The following is a 15,382-nucleotide window of genomic DNA, read 5'->3' as shown; positions in this document are numbered from 1 at the left end:
TAACATGAATACGGTAGAGATTATCAATAAGAAAAAATATGGGGAAGCATTATCTTATGAAGAAATCGAGTATATGATAGATGGATATGTCAACGATACGATACCGGATTATCAAATCGCAAGCTGGTTGATGGCCGTATATTTTCAAGGTTTAAACAGTGATGAGACCTCTGCACTTACAGACTTCATGGTGAAGTCCGGGGAAACCATTGATTTATCCTTTTTAAATACCACGGTTGTAGATAAACACTCTACTGGCGGCGTAGGGGATAAGGTCAGTTTAGTAGTCGCTCCGATTATCACGTCCTTAGGCATCCCTTTTGCAAAAATGAGCGGACGCGGACTAGGTCATACGGGCGGAACAGTAGATAAGCTGGAATCGATTAAAGGGTTTCATACAGAGCTTCCGTTAGACAGGTTTAAAGAGCAGGTACAAGAATTAGGTATCGCGCTGGTCGGACAGTCAGGGAATTTAGTACCTGCGGATAAAAAGATTTATGCTTTAAGAGATGTGACAGGTACGGTTGACTCTATTCCATTAATTGCAAGCTCCATCATGAGTAAGAAAATAGCCTCCGGAGCAGATGCTATCGTATTAGATATTAAAGTCGGCAATGGCGCTTTTATGAAAACAGAAGAGGAAGCAAGGAAGCTTGCGGAAACAATGGTTGCCATCGGGAAAAAGTTAAATCGGGAAACCGTGGCTGTTTTAACCAATATGGATCAGCCTCTTGGCACAGAGATTGGCAATGGAAATGAAGTGCTGGAGGCAGTAAAATTATTACGTGACCAGGAATATAGTCAGGATTTATATGATGTCTCTGTAGAGATTGCTGCGCAAATGGTTTATCTGGCCGGAAAAGCAACCACGGAAGAACAAGGCAGAAAATTGGTTGAAGAAGTGATTCAAAATGGAGATGCTTATGAGAAGTTTGTTACCTTTATTGAGGCACAGGATGGGGATATGTCCAGTATTCATGAAATCGAAGCAAAGCAATCTATTGATGTGACTGCAGAGAAAGCAGGGTATATTTCTTCTGTCGAAACACAGCAGATGGGAGAGGCTGCTATGCTGCTCGGCGCCGGCAGAAAAACAAAGGATGATCAAATCGATCATCAAGTAGGAATCACCTTTCATATAAAGCTGGGTGATAAGCTGCAGGCTGGCGATAAGCTTGCAACCATTCATACTAATATAGAAGATAATGCAGCTGTCATTCAGAAAATAAAGGATGCAATTACAATTTCAGAAAGTCCCGTTCAAGTAAATCCAAGTGTTATTGATGTTATTCATTAAATAGAGACGAGTGGAAAAAGAGCTTTAGAAATCACTGTATAGTGTCTAAAGCTCTTTTCTCTCTTTTTAAAATGGATTGGTCGCCCATTGTGCAGATTGCTTAATAAAAATACGCTGATTTAATTTTAATTGAGCTGTTATATATTCGGCGATATCTTCCGGCTGCATAAACTTATCTTCGTTCTTTTCTTCTAATTCATCGCCAAAAGCTAGCTCAGTTGCAACTAAGCTGGGATTCATGGTAAATACACGGATGTTTTCTCTGCGTACCTCCTGCATCAGAGCTTCTGACATGCCCTGAATGGCAAATTTAGAGGCACTGTAGGCAGTTGAGCCTGCTGTTGCTTTTAATCCATTGCTGGAAGAAATGTTAATAATGTCTCCTTTTTGCTTGCTGACAAGATGCGGCAGCACTTCCTTCAGCATATGATATGTTCCAAAAACATTTACTTCAAAAATATGCTTCCATACTTCCTCATCCATATCCTGAAAATTGCCGTAATCGCTTATTGCTGCATTATTAATCAAAATATCTGCTTTGCCTAATTGCTGTTCTAGCGTCTGAACCGCAGATTTAACTTGGTCATGCTTCGATATATCCGCACTGCAGGTGACAACAGACACACCTTCATTTTCTAACTCCTTTTCTACATTTTCCAGCTTTTCCTGGTTTCTGGCAATCAAACCAAGATGAATGCCTTCTTTCGCAAATTGGCGGGCGGTTGCTTTGCCAATCCCGCTGCTCCCGCCAGTAATATAAGCAATTTTACCCCTTACATCTTGACCCATTTCCAAAACTCCCTTCTTTATCCCATTTCTCATCCTAGTATAGATGAGAGTTTGCTGAACAACAAAAAAGATGCTCTCTCCTTCATTTCTTAATCATTCAACTTTCGCACCTAAGAATAAGCATATATATCTTGCCAGCTATTCCAGGGCGAACATGTTCTCGATTGCCATGCTTGCATTTTGGTGAAATATCCGGCCATTTTGGAATTGGTGATGGTGCATAGCTCCGCTCCGGCCAACCACTCCGCTTTCCATGGGGACGGCTTCAGCTAACCTGAAAAGAAAACCGCTTTTCAAGTGGATCTTCAGCTCGCCCTGTTCCCATAGGAGTCTGCGTGGTTGGCCTGCGCTCTGTTAGGATTCTACAGCGAATAAAAGAAATAAAATTTTAATGAGCTGAAGGAAATAGCAGCTTTCGTCTGAACAACCCAATCATGACAGTATGGATATGAAATACAGGGAATCGCTTCCATGCACAGAAAATAATCTTGGCGGAACATTTTACCATGCAGCATGAAAAAGATGTTCTATCTGATTAAACATCTATTTGGTGAGTTTTTTTCACGTATAGAATATCCTACTAGCGGAGGCGGACCGTTTTGACTCCTGAGGGATCAGCACCATCTGAAGATCCACTTTTGCCAAGTGCTATTCTTGGCAAAAGTTAGCTGAAGAGCGTGCCCCTAGGAAAGCAAAACGGTCCGCCGCAGCGGCGCTTTACACTTCGCCTTCTATATCTTTGTCAAGGAAGTTATCAAAGGAACGATCAACTCCTGTTTCTATGGAAATGAATTTACTTTTTAATGTGCGAAAGCCGAGTTAATCAAAAAATAGTATGAAATAGCGTCAATATGGAAATCCTAACAGTATTATTGTAATTTGGAGGGAAGCAGTATGAAGAGACGAATCTTATGCATGATTGGATTACTTATTGGAACGATATTTTTTAACTATTCAACCGTTTTAGCGAATGAAGAAAATAAAGAAGAAACAAAGTTAGCTGAGGATGCATTATCCAGTGTTTTAATCGAGCAAAACACAGGCACGGTATTGTTTGATAAAGATGCGCATGAACAATTACCGCCAGCCAGTATGACTAAAATAATGACCTTGCTTCTTATTATGGAAGCTTTAGAAAAAGGGGAAATCTCCAAAGAAGACATTGTTGTCGTCAGTGAATATGCTGCTTCAATGGGAGGGTCACAGGTATTCTTGGAGGCAGGGGAAGAAATGTCAGTTGATGATCTGATAAAAGGAATAGCGATTGCTTCAGGAAATGATGCCAGTGTTGCCATGGCAGAGAAGATTGCTGGAACAGAAGAGGAATTTGTCCGGGCGATGAATAAAAAAGCGGAAGAACTTGCATTAGAGAATACTCATTTTGCGAATACAACCGGGCTGCCGGCAGCCGATCATTATAGCAGCGCCTATGATATGGCAGTGATGACGAGGGAATTATTACATTTTGAAGATATCACAAATTATACATCCATTTACGAAGATTATTTACGACAGGGAGAGGAAAATGAGTTTTGGCTGGTAAATACAAATAAGCTGATTCGTTCATACCCGGGGGCAGATGGCATGAAGACGGGTTATACAAATGAAGCAAAGTATTGTCTTACAGCTACAGCCAAACGCGATGATATGCGGGTTATCGCTGTAGTTATGGGAGCAGAAACGCCTAAAGAACGTAACAAAATGATATCGGGATTAATGGATTATGGATTCCAAAGCTACCAAACGGAGCAGCTTTTTGCCAAAGAAGAAACTGTAATGGAGCTGAACAAAATAAAAGCAGATCCGCATCATTTTGATATTGTTACTGAACAGAGTGTGCATACCCTGCAGAAAAAAGGGCAGGAAGAAGCAGCTGTCACAACAGAAGTTTCCATTCAGGATAATTGGGAATTCCCAGTTAAAAAAGGCACCGTGGTTGGAGAGCTCACCGTCAAAGAAAATGATGAGTCTGTATACGCTACCCCGCTTATTGTGAACGAGGATATCAGCGAAGCATCTGTTTTAGAATTAGCAAAACGTACCATGCAAAAAATGGTGAAAGCAGCCGATTAACACGGATTTCCACTTCTTTTGTCGAGTAGCAGGAAATAGTCATTTGTTTAGAGAATACACTAACTAAGGACATTCCGAAAGTCCGTAAAAAGAGCTTGAGAAAGAATTTCCTGTTCTCTTTCCCGGACTTTTAAAGATGTATTTTAAGCAAAAACACAACTATTTCACAACAAAGAGGAGGAGCATTTGCACATGGGATTACAAACAACATTTGAAGTAAGAGGCGATGTGCTGATTGTACGTATGGAAGGTGAACTGGATCATCATGAGGCAGAAGGATTGAGAGATACGTGGAAGGATTGGATTTATATGCATTCCATCAAGCATATCATCTTGAATCTAAACGGAGTTAGTTTCATGGACAGTTCTGGGCTGGGGGTTGTTTTAGGACGTTATAAAGAAATTGTTCAATTAGGAGGAGAGATGGTTCTTTGTTCTGTGTCTCCTTCACTGCATCGTCTATTTGATATGTCAGGCTTTTACAAAATTATTCGTTTAGAAGAAAATGAAGAACGCGCACTTCAAGGCTTGGGGGTGACATCATGAGAAATGAAATGTCTTTTTCTTTTTCAAGTATCAGTGAAAATGAGGCTTTTGCCAGAGTTGCTGTCGCATCGTTTATCACACAGCTGGACCCGACAATGGAGGAATTAACAGAAATTAAAACCGTTGTTTCAGAAGCAGTGACAAATGCCATCATTCATGGCTATGGAAGCGAACCGCATCATAAGGTATATATTGACTGCGTTCTATACGATGGAGAAATAGAGCTGACCATCCGTGATGAGGGACAAGGTATTTTAAACATTGATGAAGCAAGGGAACCTTTATATACATCAAAGCCAGAAATGGAACGATCCGGCATGGGTTTTACAATCATTGAAAATTTCATGGATACCGTGGAAGTCATTTCTGCTCCTGAAAAAGGGACTTCCGTTTATATGAAAAAGCAATTATCCAAATCAAAAACGGTATATAATTAAGGTCTCTGTCGTGAATATTCATAAAACGGAGGAAAGAGAGCAGCTTTCCAATGAGCAGGTAAAGAAAATGATCCGGTTAAGCCAATCCGGTGACAACGAAGCAAGAGAAGAGCTGATCCGCCGAAATGTCCGGCTTGTCTGGTCTGTTGTGCAGCGATTTGTTAATCGTGGATATGATCCAGATGACTTATTTCAAATTGGGAGCATCGGGCTGATCAAAGCAGTGGATAAATTTGATTTATCCTACAATGTTAAATTTTCTACCTATGCCGTTCCCATGATTATTGGGGAAATACAACGTTTTATTCGTGATGATGGCAGTGTGAAGGTCAGCCGATCTCTGAAGGAGATGGGGAATAAAATCCGCCGCAAACGGGAAGAAATGTCGAAAGATTTAGGCCGTTCTCCATCTGTAAATGAGCTGGCAGAAGCTTTAGAGCTGGAACCAGAAGAAATTGTACATGCACAGGAGGCAGCAAAATCACCTCAATCCATTCATGAAACGGTCTATGAAAGTGACGGAGATTCCATTACCTTATTAGACCAAATCGCGGAGCAGGACTCCAGATGGTTTGAGAAATTATCCATTCAGGAAGCCGTCCGGTCGCTTACTGAACGGGAAAGGTTAATTATTTACCTACGATATTATAAAGACCAGACACAGACCGAAGTAGCGGAAAGGCTCGGAATTTCCCAGGTACAGGTGTCCAGGCTGGAGAAAAAGATTTTAGAGGATATGAAAAAAAATATGGATGCAGGCTAAGAGGAAAGCTTATTTGTGTGACTCACACAGATAAGCTTTTTTTCAGTTGAGAAAGTATATGAAAAAAGCTGAAAATAACCATTTCAACAGGTTTCATGGAGTGAGTAAACAGCTAAAATCGGGACTGCGATTACTCGTTCCATCGAAGTCTTTTATAAGACCCCTGCTGAGTAAAGCCTTGTAATAATTTGTTCTCTTTTAACAAATACTATTGGTTAAGGAAATGAAGATAAGGGTGAGTTAACCATGGCAGAGCTTGTATATATAAGAATGCGGAAAAAAATAGTCCTGGAAGCATGGCAGGAGCTCAAACTAAAAGATATTGCTTATATATCCACACAGTCAAACAAAAAGGAATTATTGGAAGATACGTCGATTTACCGCCTATCCAAAAAAGATAAAAACATCTTGGTAATTGACAGCTTTTTGGTAATTGATCACCTTACAAAGGAATATTCCGATATTGAATTTCAGCTGCTCGGACCGGAACAAACGCTGATACAAATTGAACCGCGTAAAAAAGCAACGCATCCTTTGGTTCTTACATTTGTCTGGCTGCTGCTGTTTGTCGGATCAGCAATGACTATTATGAACTTTCATTATGATGTAAGCATGCAGCCCGTCCAGCAAAAACTGCATTTTCTCCTGACTGGCACGGAAAATGAGTATCCTTTATGGATCCAGATTCCTTATTCATTAGGTCTTGGCGTAGGGACCATTCTTTTTTTTAATCATTGGTTTAAAAAAAGATTTAATGAAGAGCCAAGTCCGCTGGAAGTAGAAATTTTTAATTATCAGCAGGATTTACAGCAGTATATCAATACAATGGAAAATGAACTGAATGATCCAAGAAATTCTTCTTAATATCCTGCAAATTTTTATTGGCTTCAGCAGCGGAGTTGCAGTGGGTGCGGGTTTTGTTGCTTTTATTACGGTATTGGGGATTATTCCGAGGCTGATTCAATTAAGCAAGACAGAGAAATACATCAAAGTTTATGGAGCGGCAGTTATTATTGGTTTATTAATTGGGACTTATTTCTCTTTTGCCCCTATTTCAACGTCACAATCTGTTTTTGCGTTGATGCTATGGGGATTATTTCATGGCATTTTTAACGGAATGCTTGCTGCAGCGTTAACAGAAGTATTAAATGTTTTCCCGATTCTCTCTCGGAGGATAGGTATGGACGGCTATGTCATTTTATTTATGATGGCCCTGATGCTGGGTAAAGTGTTTGGTTCGCTGTTTCAGTGGGTTTATTTTGTCCGGTAAAATACAGCAGGTTTTTTTATCCAAATTTATAAATACTTGATAAATTCAAGCTTACAACCAAGAAGCTGAGACGCAAAACATTTTTGCTTTTCCAATATAAGCTGACAAACAGAAGGTGATTATATGCAGACAGATAAAGAAAAAAAGAGCCCAATCTCTCCTCATATTGATGATATCTATGCGTATATGAAAAAGAGGGTAGGCTTAGAAAAATCGTATGATTTGGGATACAGGGAGACAGTCGTCCTGAATCAGCGTATCCAGATGTACTATGTAAATGGTCTGACGGATACGTCCGTTGTGCAGCAGATTTTAAAAGTAATGGTTGAAATCAATGATAATGAATCAGAAAGTGACAAGATTGGAAAAATCATTGAGAACCGGCTGGTCCATCAGCAGGTAGAACATGTTCAAACGATGGATGAAGCAGTTGATGAAGTACTCAGCGGTCTGATTGCCGTATTTATTGATGGAAAAGAATATGCACAAATTATTGATGTGCGTAATTATCCCGGAAGAACTCCGGAAGAACCGGATACAGAGAAAGTCATTCGCGGATCAAGGGATGGGTATACAGAAAATATTGTAGAAAACACGGCGCTCACCAGAAGACGCTTGCGGGACGAAAGTTTGCGGAATGAAATGATGAAGGTTGGCGAACGTTCGAAAACAGATGTTTGTATCACCTACATTGAAGATATAGCTAATCCGAATTTAGTAAAGCACTTAAAAGATCTGATTGGAAAAATTCAGGTCGACGGTATGTCGATGTCTGATAAATCATTAGAAGAATTTTTATTGGTTAAAAAATGGAATATATATCCGCTGGTTCGATATACAGAGAGACCAGATGTAGCGACAAGCCATTTATTAGAAGGCCATGTCATTATATTTGTCGATACTTCTCCCAGTGCCATTATTATTCCAACAACTTTTTTTCATCATTTGCAGCATGCGGAAGAATATCGGCAAGTGCCGACAATCGGTACATGTATTCGTTTTATTCGCTTTCTTGCTGTGCTGGCAGCATTATTTCTTTTGCCGACCTGGCTTCTGTTTGCGGTTGAACCGTCTTTTCTGCCGGATAAATTGAGTTTTATCGGACCCAATGATGAAGGGAACATTCCAATAACCGTTCAGATTATTATTGCAACGATAGGGATTGAATTCTTAAGAATGGCAGCGATACACACCCCGACTCCTTTATCCACAGCGATGGGGTTAATTGCAGCTGTTTTAATTGGGGAAATAGCGATTGAAGTCGGATTGTTTTCGCCTGAGGTTATTTTATACATTTCAACGGCTGCTATTGGAAATTATGTGACACCAAGCTATGAGTTAAGTGTTGCGAATAAGGTAGTAACGATTATTCTGGTTCTTGCGGTAGGATTATTCGGTTTTCCCGGCTATATGATCGGGATTACCCTTTATATTTTATTTATTGTTCAGATCAGATCGATGAGGACTCCATATATGTGGCCTTTGCTTCCTTTTAATTTAAATGCAATGAAACAAATTATATTTCGGATGCCGGTTCCAAATAACAAACATCGTCCGAGTATTGTACATCCGCGTAATAACTATCGCCGTCCTTAGAAAAGCTGTTCAAAAAGACAGGGACAGGGGCGCCTTCCGGTTACTTGCCGGCTGAAAAAATGGGGGGACTGCGAATAGGAAGTACAGCAAGCCCTCAACCTTTGTTTATGACAACTTATTGATTGTTGCATCTCCTTCTGGCTGAAGTATTGTTTTTTGCTTTCATTATTTACTGTCTTGTGATAAAGTATTTAATTATTTAAACAATGGGGGAAAAAGAATGATACTTGATGCACACCCCTTTACCGTCAATACAAAGGGACATTTAGAAATTGGTGGTGTGGACACCATCGAATTAGCAGAAAAATATGGAACACCTTTATATGTCTACGACGTAGAAATGATCCGCAAGCATGCGAGAGCTTTTGTTCAAGCGTTTCGCGATGCAGGAATTGCTGGAAGGGTCGCCTATGCGAGCAAAGCGTTTTCAACCATTGCAATGCTTCAGGTTGCTAAACAAGAAGGGTTATGTCTAGACGTGATTTCTGAAGGTGAATTATATACAGCACTTCAAGCAGAATTTCCTGCTGAAAGAATTCATATGCATGGCAATAACAAAAATCAACAGGAAATTGCGATGGCTGTGGAGCATGACATCGGCTGTATCGTGATTGATAATTTTCATGATATTGAGCTGTTGAACCAAGAGCTAATCAACCAGGATAAAACGATGGATGTGTTGTTCCGGGTAACCCCTGGTGTGGAATCAAAGACGCATAAATACATTATGACAGGGAATGAAGACTCTAAATTTGGGTTCGATCTGCAAAATGGACAAGCAGAAGAGGCTCTTAAGAAGGTTTTGGGACATCCGAGAATTCACCTGAAAGGCCTTCACTGTCATATTGGTTCACAAATATTTGAAACAAATGGTTTTCGAGCAGCAACGGCTATCCTTTTTGCTAAGCTGGAGGATTGGAAGCAGAAATACCAATTTGAAGCGGATGTACTAAATTTAGGCGGAGGATTTGGCATTCGTTATACCGAAGATGACCAGCCGCTTCCGCTGGCGGAATATGTGAAAGATATGATTGACAGCGTGGAGGAAAATTGCGATAAATATAAGATGAAATTTCCAGAGATTTGGATTGAGCCCGGCCGCTCGATTGTAGGCGATGCAGGAATTACGTTATATACAATCGGATCTAACAAAAAAATTCCTGGTGTGAGAGAATATTATTCCATTGATGGCGGGATGACAGATAATATTCGCCCTGCATTATATCAATCAAAATATGATGCGGTGATTGCAAATCGTCCGCAAGCCAGTCCGGAAAAAGAAGTTTCTATCGCAGGGAAGTGCTGTGAATCTGGTGATATGCTGATTTGGGACCTTCCAGTGCCGCGTATTGAGGATAAGGATATCCTGGCTGTGTTCTCGACAGGAGCGTATAATTACTCGATGGCAAGCCATTACAATCGTTTGACCAAACCTGCTGTTGTGTTTATTGAAGAAGGGCAGGATCATCTTGTCGTCAGGAGAGAAACATATCAAGATATTGTTAAAAATGATCTGTCTTATGATGGGATAAAGAGCTTTACTTGAACGGAATAAGTGGTAAAATAAAGTATAATTGTTTTTAGAAGGAGATTTGCTGAAATGAAAAAAGGTTATATCGAAATGGAAAATGGAAATAAAATTGAATTTGAATTGTATCCAAATGAAGCGCCGGGAACAGTAGCTAACTTTGAAAAATTAGCGAATGAAAAATTTTATGATGGATTGACTTTTCATCGCGTAATCCCCGGTTTTGTCAGCCAGGGTGGCTGTCCAGTTGGTAATGGTACAGGCTCTGCGGGATATACAATTAAATGTGAAACAGAAGGGAATCCGCATAAACACGAGGAAGGCTCTTTATCTATGGCGCATGCCGGAAAAGATACAGGAAGCTCTCAATTTTTCATTGTTCATGAGCCGCAGCCGCATTTAAATGGCGTACACACAGTTTTTGGAAAAGTTACCTCCGGTGTTGAGCTTGCAAAAGCAATGTCTAACGGAGATGTAATGAAAGAGATTCGTGTCGAAGGATAACATTATTTTTCTCTCTTCATCGTTATCGTTGTTTTTACTTAAATTTTAAAATGGTGCTTTTCATTATATTGGAAATGCGTTATACTTTCAAAGTAAATACTGATTAAAATTTAAAAGGATTACCATACAAGAAATTTAATGAGGGGTAATTATGTTAATTCGCTTTAAAAGAAACTTAGAAAAAATTGCTATGGGCTTATTATCATTTATGCCTGAGGAAAAAGATGTAAAAAAATTGCAAGAAACGATTCGCGAGTATGAAGAAAATGAAGATTTGCATTTACATTTGTGGAAAGAAGGCGATGACGTCCTCGGAGCAATCGGCGTACAAATCGTGGATGACAATCAATTGGTTATTAACCACCTTACCGTGAATCCATCTCATCGGGATCATGGAATCGGTTCACGAATGATTGCTGAGATTCATCGTATTTATTCAAATAAATACGAGATTGTGCCCTCTGAAAGTGTAAAAGCCTTTTACGAGAAAGCAAAAAATGATGATAAAAGCCAACCCTGATACGGGTTGGCTTTTCATTCGTTGCAAAGTCTATTTATTTCAAGTATTTTAGTACCAAGCTGCTCCTACAATTACTAATAAAATAAATAGTACAACGATTAAAGCAAATCCACCTGCGTAACCACCAGAATAACCACTCATTTTATTTCCTCCTTTTTAGTTCAATCCATAAATGTTTTGTGCTAACATTTATATTACGTTATAACTTATGTAAGCTGAGCAAATAGTGTATGGGCTTTTGCAATTAATTTATTACTTTTTAAAGTAAATAATGCATTGTTTTGGTCAGCTTGAGAGGAATTAAAGCGATGATTCAAGGATATGAAGTTAAATTAGAAAAATTTGAAGGACCTTTAGATTTATTGCTTCATTTAATAAATCACTATGAAATCGATATTTATGACATTCCGGTTGCTCAGATTACACAACAGTATATGGATTATATTCATACAATGCAGCATTTGGAATTAAATATTGCCAGTGAATATCTGGTAATGGCTTCGACCTTGCTGGCAATCAAAAGCCAGATGCTGCTTCCCAAGCAGGAATTCGAGGAGGAAGAGATGGACGAAGCATATATGGAGGATCCGCGTGAAGAACTGATGCAGCGTTTAATTGAATATCGAAAATATAAAGAAGCTGCGGAAGCATTAAAAGAAAAAGAGGCGAAAGAGCAGCAGGTCTATACGCGCTCGCCAGTTGTTTTTGATTTTAAAGATGTTCTGCCTGAAAATGTGAATGCAGGGAATGCTTCTGTTTTTGATATGATTGGCGCTTTGAAAAAAATGATGCAGCGAAATCAATGGAAAGAGCCGCAAGATACCGTTATCGAACGAACGGAAATACCGATAGAAAAACGGATGGATGAAGTACTGCAGCAGGTGAAGGGCAGCAAAAATGGCATTGCATTCTATGCTCTGTTTCCTGTTCCTACAAAATCCTATATCGTCTCCACTTTTGTGGCTGTTTTGGAATTAATGAAAAAAAGAGAAGTATATGCAATGCAAGAAAATCATTTTGAAGAATTATATGTTTATAGCATGGAGGAGTCATCGTGGAATTAGATTATTTAAAAGGGGTTGCGGAAGGCCTGTTATTTGCCGGCGGTGATGAAGGGATAACCGTGAGCGAGCTGAGCAATGTCCTTGATGTTTCCTTAGAAGAGGTTCGTCAAATTGTAGATGAGCTTCAAACAGATTATAAAGAACAGAATCGGGGGCTGATGATTCTCAATGCTAATGGGATGCTCAGCTTAACAACCAAACCGGATCACAGTGAATATTTTAAGAAATGGGTTATTCAGCCCAAGCCGAGCAGGATGTCTCAGGCTGCGTTAGAAACATTAGCAATCATTGCTTATCAGCAGCCGATAACACGGACGGAGATTGATGAGATACGGGGTGTCCGCAGTGAAAGACCTCTGCAAACCTTAGTATCCCGGATGTTAGTAGAGGAATGCGGAAGAAAAGAAACAGTCGGCCGCCCGACTCTTTTTAGAACAACAAAGGAATTTCTCACCTTTTTCGGTTTGTCTACGCTTGAAGAGTTACCGGAATTAGAAACCTCCTTAGACTCTGAAGCGGATGCATCCGATGTTGATTTATTTTTCGACCAGTTTCCGAACGAGTAAATAACAAGACCTTACAGATAAGTGATTCCCGCTTATCTGTAAGGTTTTTTTCGTCCCTAATATACATAATAGCTTGTTCCTCACATATAAATAAACAAGAAGCATGTTATGACTGGCTGGCAGACAAGGAGTTAGAAATAATGCAGTGTTTAATGAGGAGGAGCCAAGCTGATGCGTTTGTTTATATGGATAATTGTCATCATCATTAGTTTTTTATCATTCCCAATTCATGGACATGCTGCGGTAAATGTATCCGCACAGCATGCTATTTTAATTGAACAGTCCTCAGGCAGAGTTTTATTTGAAAAAAATGCAGAGGAACCAGCTTCCATAGCAAGCATTACCAAAATAATGACTGCAATTATTGCTGTGGAGTCTGGAAAAATGAATGAACAGGCGACGGTTTCCAGAAATGCCATTTATACAGAAGGGTCATCAATTTATCTAGAGCAGGGCGAAAAGATGACGCTGACAGATTTAGTGTATGGACTGATGCTCCGTTCAGGTAATGACGCTGCTGTAGCGATTGCGGAGCATGTTGGCGGAAGTGAAGAAGGATTCGTTTATTTAATGAATGAAAAGGCTAAATGGCTGGGGATGGAGAATACACACTTTGATAATCCGCATGGGTTAGATTCTGATACACATTATTCAAGCGCTCATGATATGGCGATTCTCATGCAATATGCAATGGAAAATCCAATTTTTCAAGAGATAAGCGGGGAAACCAGTTATTTATCGGAGAACAGGACGTACCACTGGCAAAATAAAAACAAGCTGCTGACCTATTTTTATGAATATTGTACTGGAGGGAAAACAGGGTACACCAAGCAGACAGGCCGGACGCTTATTACCACTGCGGAGAAGGATGGAATGGAGTTAATTGCAGTAACACTGGATGCTCCAGACGACTGGCAGGATCATATTTCGATGTTTGAGTGGGGCTTTGACCAATTTGAAATGACAGAGGTTGATAAGAACGGGGAAGCGATAACAAATAGGGGTACATCGAGTGAAACTGTCCAGGTGCCGCTTTATAAAAATAGGCATGATGACTGGGCAAAGGACGTTTATCTCAAACAAAACAGGCCGGCGCTTCAGACAAGCAATGCGCATCAAGTGCACCAAGAGGAAGATTTGTTGAGTGAGGTAATGCATGTATTTCATTCGATAATAAGGTGGGATGCAAATGATTAATTGGATTTGGATCTGCATGGCTGCCATTGGAATTATTTATGCAATGTTTTCAGGCAATATGGAAGCAGTGAACGAAGCTATTTTTGAAAGTGCTGCACAGGCAGTTACGTTAGCTATAGGATTGATCAGTATCTTAGTGTTTTGGCTGGGGATGATGCGTATTGCAGAAGAAGCGGGTATTTTACGGGGGCTTGCCAAAATTTTTCGTCCGATTATTACGAAAATATTCCCGGAAATACCAAAGGATCATCCAGCGTTGGGCTATATTTTATCTAATTTAACTGCAAATATGTTTGGGCTGGGCAACGCTGCTACCCCTTTAGGAATTAAAGCAATGGAGGAAATGAAAAAACTAAATAAGCATTCAGAAACAGCATCTCGTTCAATGATAACTTTCCTTATTTTAAATACCACCGGACTGACATTAATCCCCACAACGGTCATCGGTATCAGGATGCAATACGATTCTGCTTCTCCAACTGAAATTGTCGGAGTGACGTTATTGGTTACCTGTATTGGTACCATTGCCGGGCTGATTATTGATCGGTTTTTTTATTATAAGAGTACGTGGAGGAAATCATAATGGGGTTTATCAGCGTAATTAGTATTTGGATGATTCCTTGTTTTATTTTGATCATTATGATAGCAGCAAGCATTAAGAAATTACCAGCATATGATTTGTTTGTGGAAGGAGGAAAGGAAGGCGTAAAAACAGCTGTTTCTTTACTCCCTTTTTTAGTAGGAATGATTACTGCTATTTCGATATTGCGCAGCTCCGGGGCGTTAGATGCATTTGTAGATGTATTATCTCCTCTGCTGGCCTTTATCGGTTTTCCTGCAGAAGTTTTACCCCTTGCACTCATCCGTCCAATCTCCGGAACTGCAGCGTTAGGGATGACAACTGAAATCATTGCCACCTATGGGCCGGATTCTTTTATCGGGACAATTGCTTCGGTTATGCAGGGAAGCACGGATACTACCTTATATGTACTTACCATCTATTTCGGTGCAATCGGTATTAAAAAAATTCGTTATGCACTGCAGGCCGGATTATTAGCTGATTTAATTGCTATACTTGCAGCCGTATTTCTTGTTACAATGATGTTTGGGTAAATAATCAGCTGAAGTGGAGATACCTTTTCCCTAAAATTATACTTTCCTAACAGATAAAATAAGGCTATGATGAAGATATGCAAAAAAAATATCTTTATCATAGGCTTTCTTATTTTTGT

The 15,382-nt window shown here is 39.8% G+C and carries 18 protein-coding genes; 16 read left to right on the top strand and 2 right to left on the bottom strand.

Features of this window, described 5'->3' with window-relative positions:
- The first annotated feature begins 4 nt into the window (after positions 1-4).
- A complete protein-coding gene (locus MKY65_RS12675; RefSeq protein WP_339177346.1) occupies positions 5-1,297 on the top strand; it encodes a pyrimidine-nucleoside phosphorylase in 1,293 nt (430 codons plus the stop codon).
- Positions 1,298-1,363: 66 nt separating this feature from the next.
- Here MKY65_RS12675 and MKY65_RS12670 read toward each other — a convergent pair whose 3' ends face one another.
- Positions 1,364-2,086, bottom strand: a complete 723-nt coding sequence (locus MKY65_RS12670; RefSeq protein WP_339177344.1) for a 3-ketoacyl-ACP reductase — start codon at positions 2,084-2,086, stop codon at positions 1,364-1,366.
- A gap of 894 nt (positions 2,087-2,980) precedes the next feature.
- Here MKY65_RS12670 and MKY65_RS12665 point away from each other — a divergent pair.
- The 10 genes from MKY65_RS12665 (at position 2,981) to MKY65_RS12620 (ending at position 11,323) form a co-directional block, all read left to right on the top strand.
- On the top strand, positions 2,981-4,159 hold the full coding sequence (locus tag MKY65_RS12665) for a D-alanyl-D-alanine carboxypeptidase family protein (protein WP_339177343.1): 1,179 nt from the start codon (positions 2,981-2,983) through the stop codon (positions 4,157-4,159).
- A 192-nt stretch (positions 4,160-4,351) separates the two neighbouring features.
- The gene (gene spoIIAA / locus MKY65_RS12660; protein WP_042534242.1) at positions 4,352-4,705 is read left to right on the top strand and encodes an anti-sigma F factor antagonist; all 354 of its coding nucleotides are present in this window, start codon (positions 4,352-4,354) and stop codon (positions 4,703-4,705) included.
- The gene (spoIIAB, locus tag MKY65_RS12655; RefSeq protein ID WP_042534241.1) at positions 4,702-5,142 is read left to right on the top strand and encodes an anti-sigma F factor; all 441 of its coding nucleotides are present in this window, start codon (positions 4,702-4,704) and stop codon (positions 5,140-5,142) included. Before spoIIAA ends, spoIIAB begins: the two co-directional genes overlap by 4 nt.
- Before the next feature lie 10 nt (positions 5,143-5,152).
- A complete protein-coding gene (sigF, locus tag MKY65_RS12650) occupies positions 5,153-5,905 on the top strand; it encodes an RNA polymerase sporulation sigma factor SigF (protein WP_042534240.1) in 753 nt (250 codons plus the stop codon).
- 246 nt (positions 5,906-6,151) lie between these two features.
- Positions 6,152-6,769 (top strand): stage V sporulation protein AA, encoded by a 618-nt coding sequence (locus MKY65_RS12645; protein WP_339177340.1) that lies wholly within the window; start codon positions 6,152-6,154, stop codon positions 6,767-6,769.
- Complete coding sequence (locus MKY65_RS12640) at positions 6,747-7,175, top strand: stage V sporulation protein AB (protein WP_042534236.1); 429 nt, start codon at positions 6,747-6,749, stop codon at positions 7,173-7,175. The genes MKY65_RS12645 and MKY65_RS12640 overlap by 23 nt, the downstream gene beginning before the upstream one ends.
- Positions 7,176-7,298: 123 nt before the next feature.
- Positions 7,299-8,771: a spore germination protein gene (locus MKY65_RS12635; protein ID WP_339177337.1), complete on the top strand. Its 1,473-nt coding sequence runs from the start codon at positions 7,299-7,301 to the stop codon at positions 8,769-8,771.
- 220 nt (positions 8,772-8,991) lie between these two features.
- Positions 8,992-10,317, top strand: coding sequence for a diaminopimelate decarboxylase (lysA, locus tag MKY65_RS12630; RefSeq protein ID WP_339177335.1), 1,326 nt, complete (start codon positions 8,992-8,994; stop codon positions 10,315-10,317).
- Positions 10,318-10,371: 54 nt separating this feature from the next.
- A complete protein-coding gene (locus MKY65_RS12625; RefSeq protein ID WP_042534229.1) occupies positions 10,372-10,803 on the top strand; it encodes a peptidylprolyl isomerase in 432 nt (143 codons plus the stop codon).
- Positions 10,804-10,954: 151 nt separating this feature from the next.
- Positions 10,955-11,323 carry a GNAT family N-acetyltransferase gene (locus MKY65_RS12620; protein ID WP_339177334.1) on the top strand — a complete coding sequence of 123 codons (369 nt, stop codon included), beginning with the start codon at positions 10,955-10,957 and terminating at the stop codon, positions 11,321-11,323.
- A 48-nt stretch (positions 11,324-11,371) separates the two neighbouring features.
- Here the strand turns inward: MKY65_RS12620 and MKY65_RS12615 are convergent, their stop codons facing one another.
- The gene (locus tag MKY65_RS12615; protein WP_040981479.1) at positions 11,372-11,464 is read right to left on the bottom strand and encodes a YjcZ family sporulation protein; all 93 of its coding nucleotides are present in this window, start codon (positions 11,462-11,464) and stop codon (positions 11,372-11,374) included.
- A gap of 167 nt (positions 11,465-11,631) precedes the next feature.
- On the opposite strand from MKY65_RS12615, the gene MKY65_RS12610 reads away from it, so the two are divergent.
- From MKY65_RS12610 to MKY65_RS12590, 5 genes are all read left to right on the top strand, one after another.
- On the top strand, positions 11,632-12,387 hold the full coding sequence (locus tag MKY65_RS12610; RefSeq protein ID WP_339177330.1) for a segregation/condensation protein A: 756 nt from the start codon (positions 11,632-11,634) through the stop codon (positions 12,385-12,387).
- Positions 12,378-12,953, top strand: coding sequence for an SMC-Scp complex subunit ScpB (gene scpB / locus MKY65_RS12605; protein WP_339177328.1), 576 nt, complete (start codon positions 12,378-12,380; stop codon positions 12,951-12,953). Before MKY65_RS12610 ends, scpB begins: the two co-directional genes overlap by 10 nt.
- Positions 12,954-13,124: 171 nt before the next feature.
- Positions 13,125-14,150 carry a D-alanyl-D-alanine carboxypeptidase family protein gene (locus MKY65_RS12600; RefSeq protein WP_339177326.1) on the top strand — a complete coding sequence of 342 codons (1,026 nt, stop codon included), beginning with the start codon at positions 13,125-13,127 and terminating at the stop codon, positions 14,148-14,150.
- Positions 14,143-14,733, top strand: coding sequence for a nucleoside recognition domain-containing protein (locus tag MKY65_RS12595; protein WP_339177324.1), 591 nt, complete (start codon positions 14,143-14,145; stop codon positions 14,731-14,733). Before MKY65_RS12600 ends, MKY65_RS12595 begins: the two co-directional genes overlap by 8 nt.
- Entirely contained in the window at positions 14,733-15,263 is a 531-nt protein-coding gene (locus tag MKY65_RS12590; protein WP_339177321.1) for a spore maturation protein, read from the top strand. The genes MKY65_RS12595 and MKY65_RS12590 overlap by 1 nt, the downstream gene beginning before the upstream one ends.
- Positions 15,264-15,382: the final 119 nt, after the last annotated feature.

The sequence above is a fragment of the Oceanobacillus sp. FSL W7-1293 genome, from assembly GCF_037969815.1.
Classification (GTDB): Bacteria; Bacillota; Bacilli; order Bacillales; family Amphibacillaceae; genus Oceanobacillus; species Oceanobacillus oncorhynchi.
The sequence above is the reverse complement of the archived record's forward strand: the minus strand, read 5'-3'. Positions and strand labels throughout refer to the sequence as shown.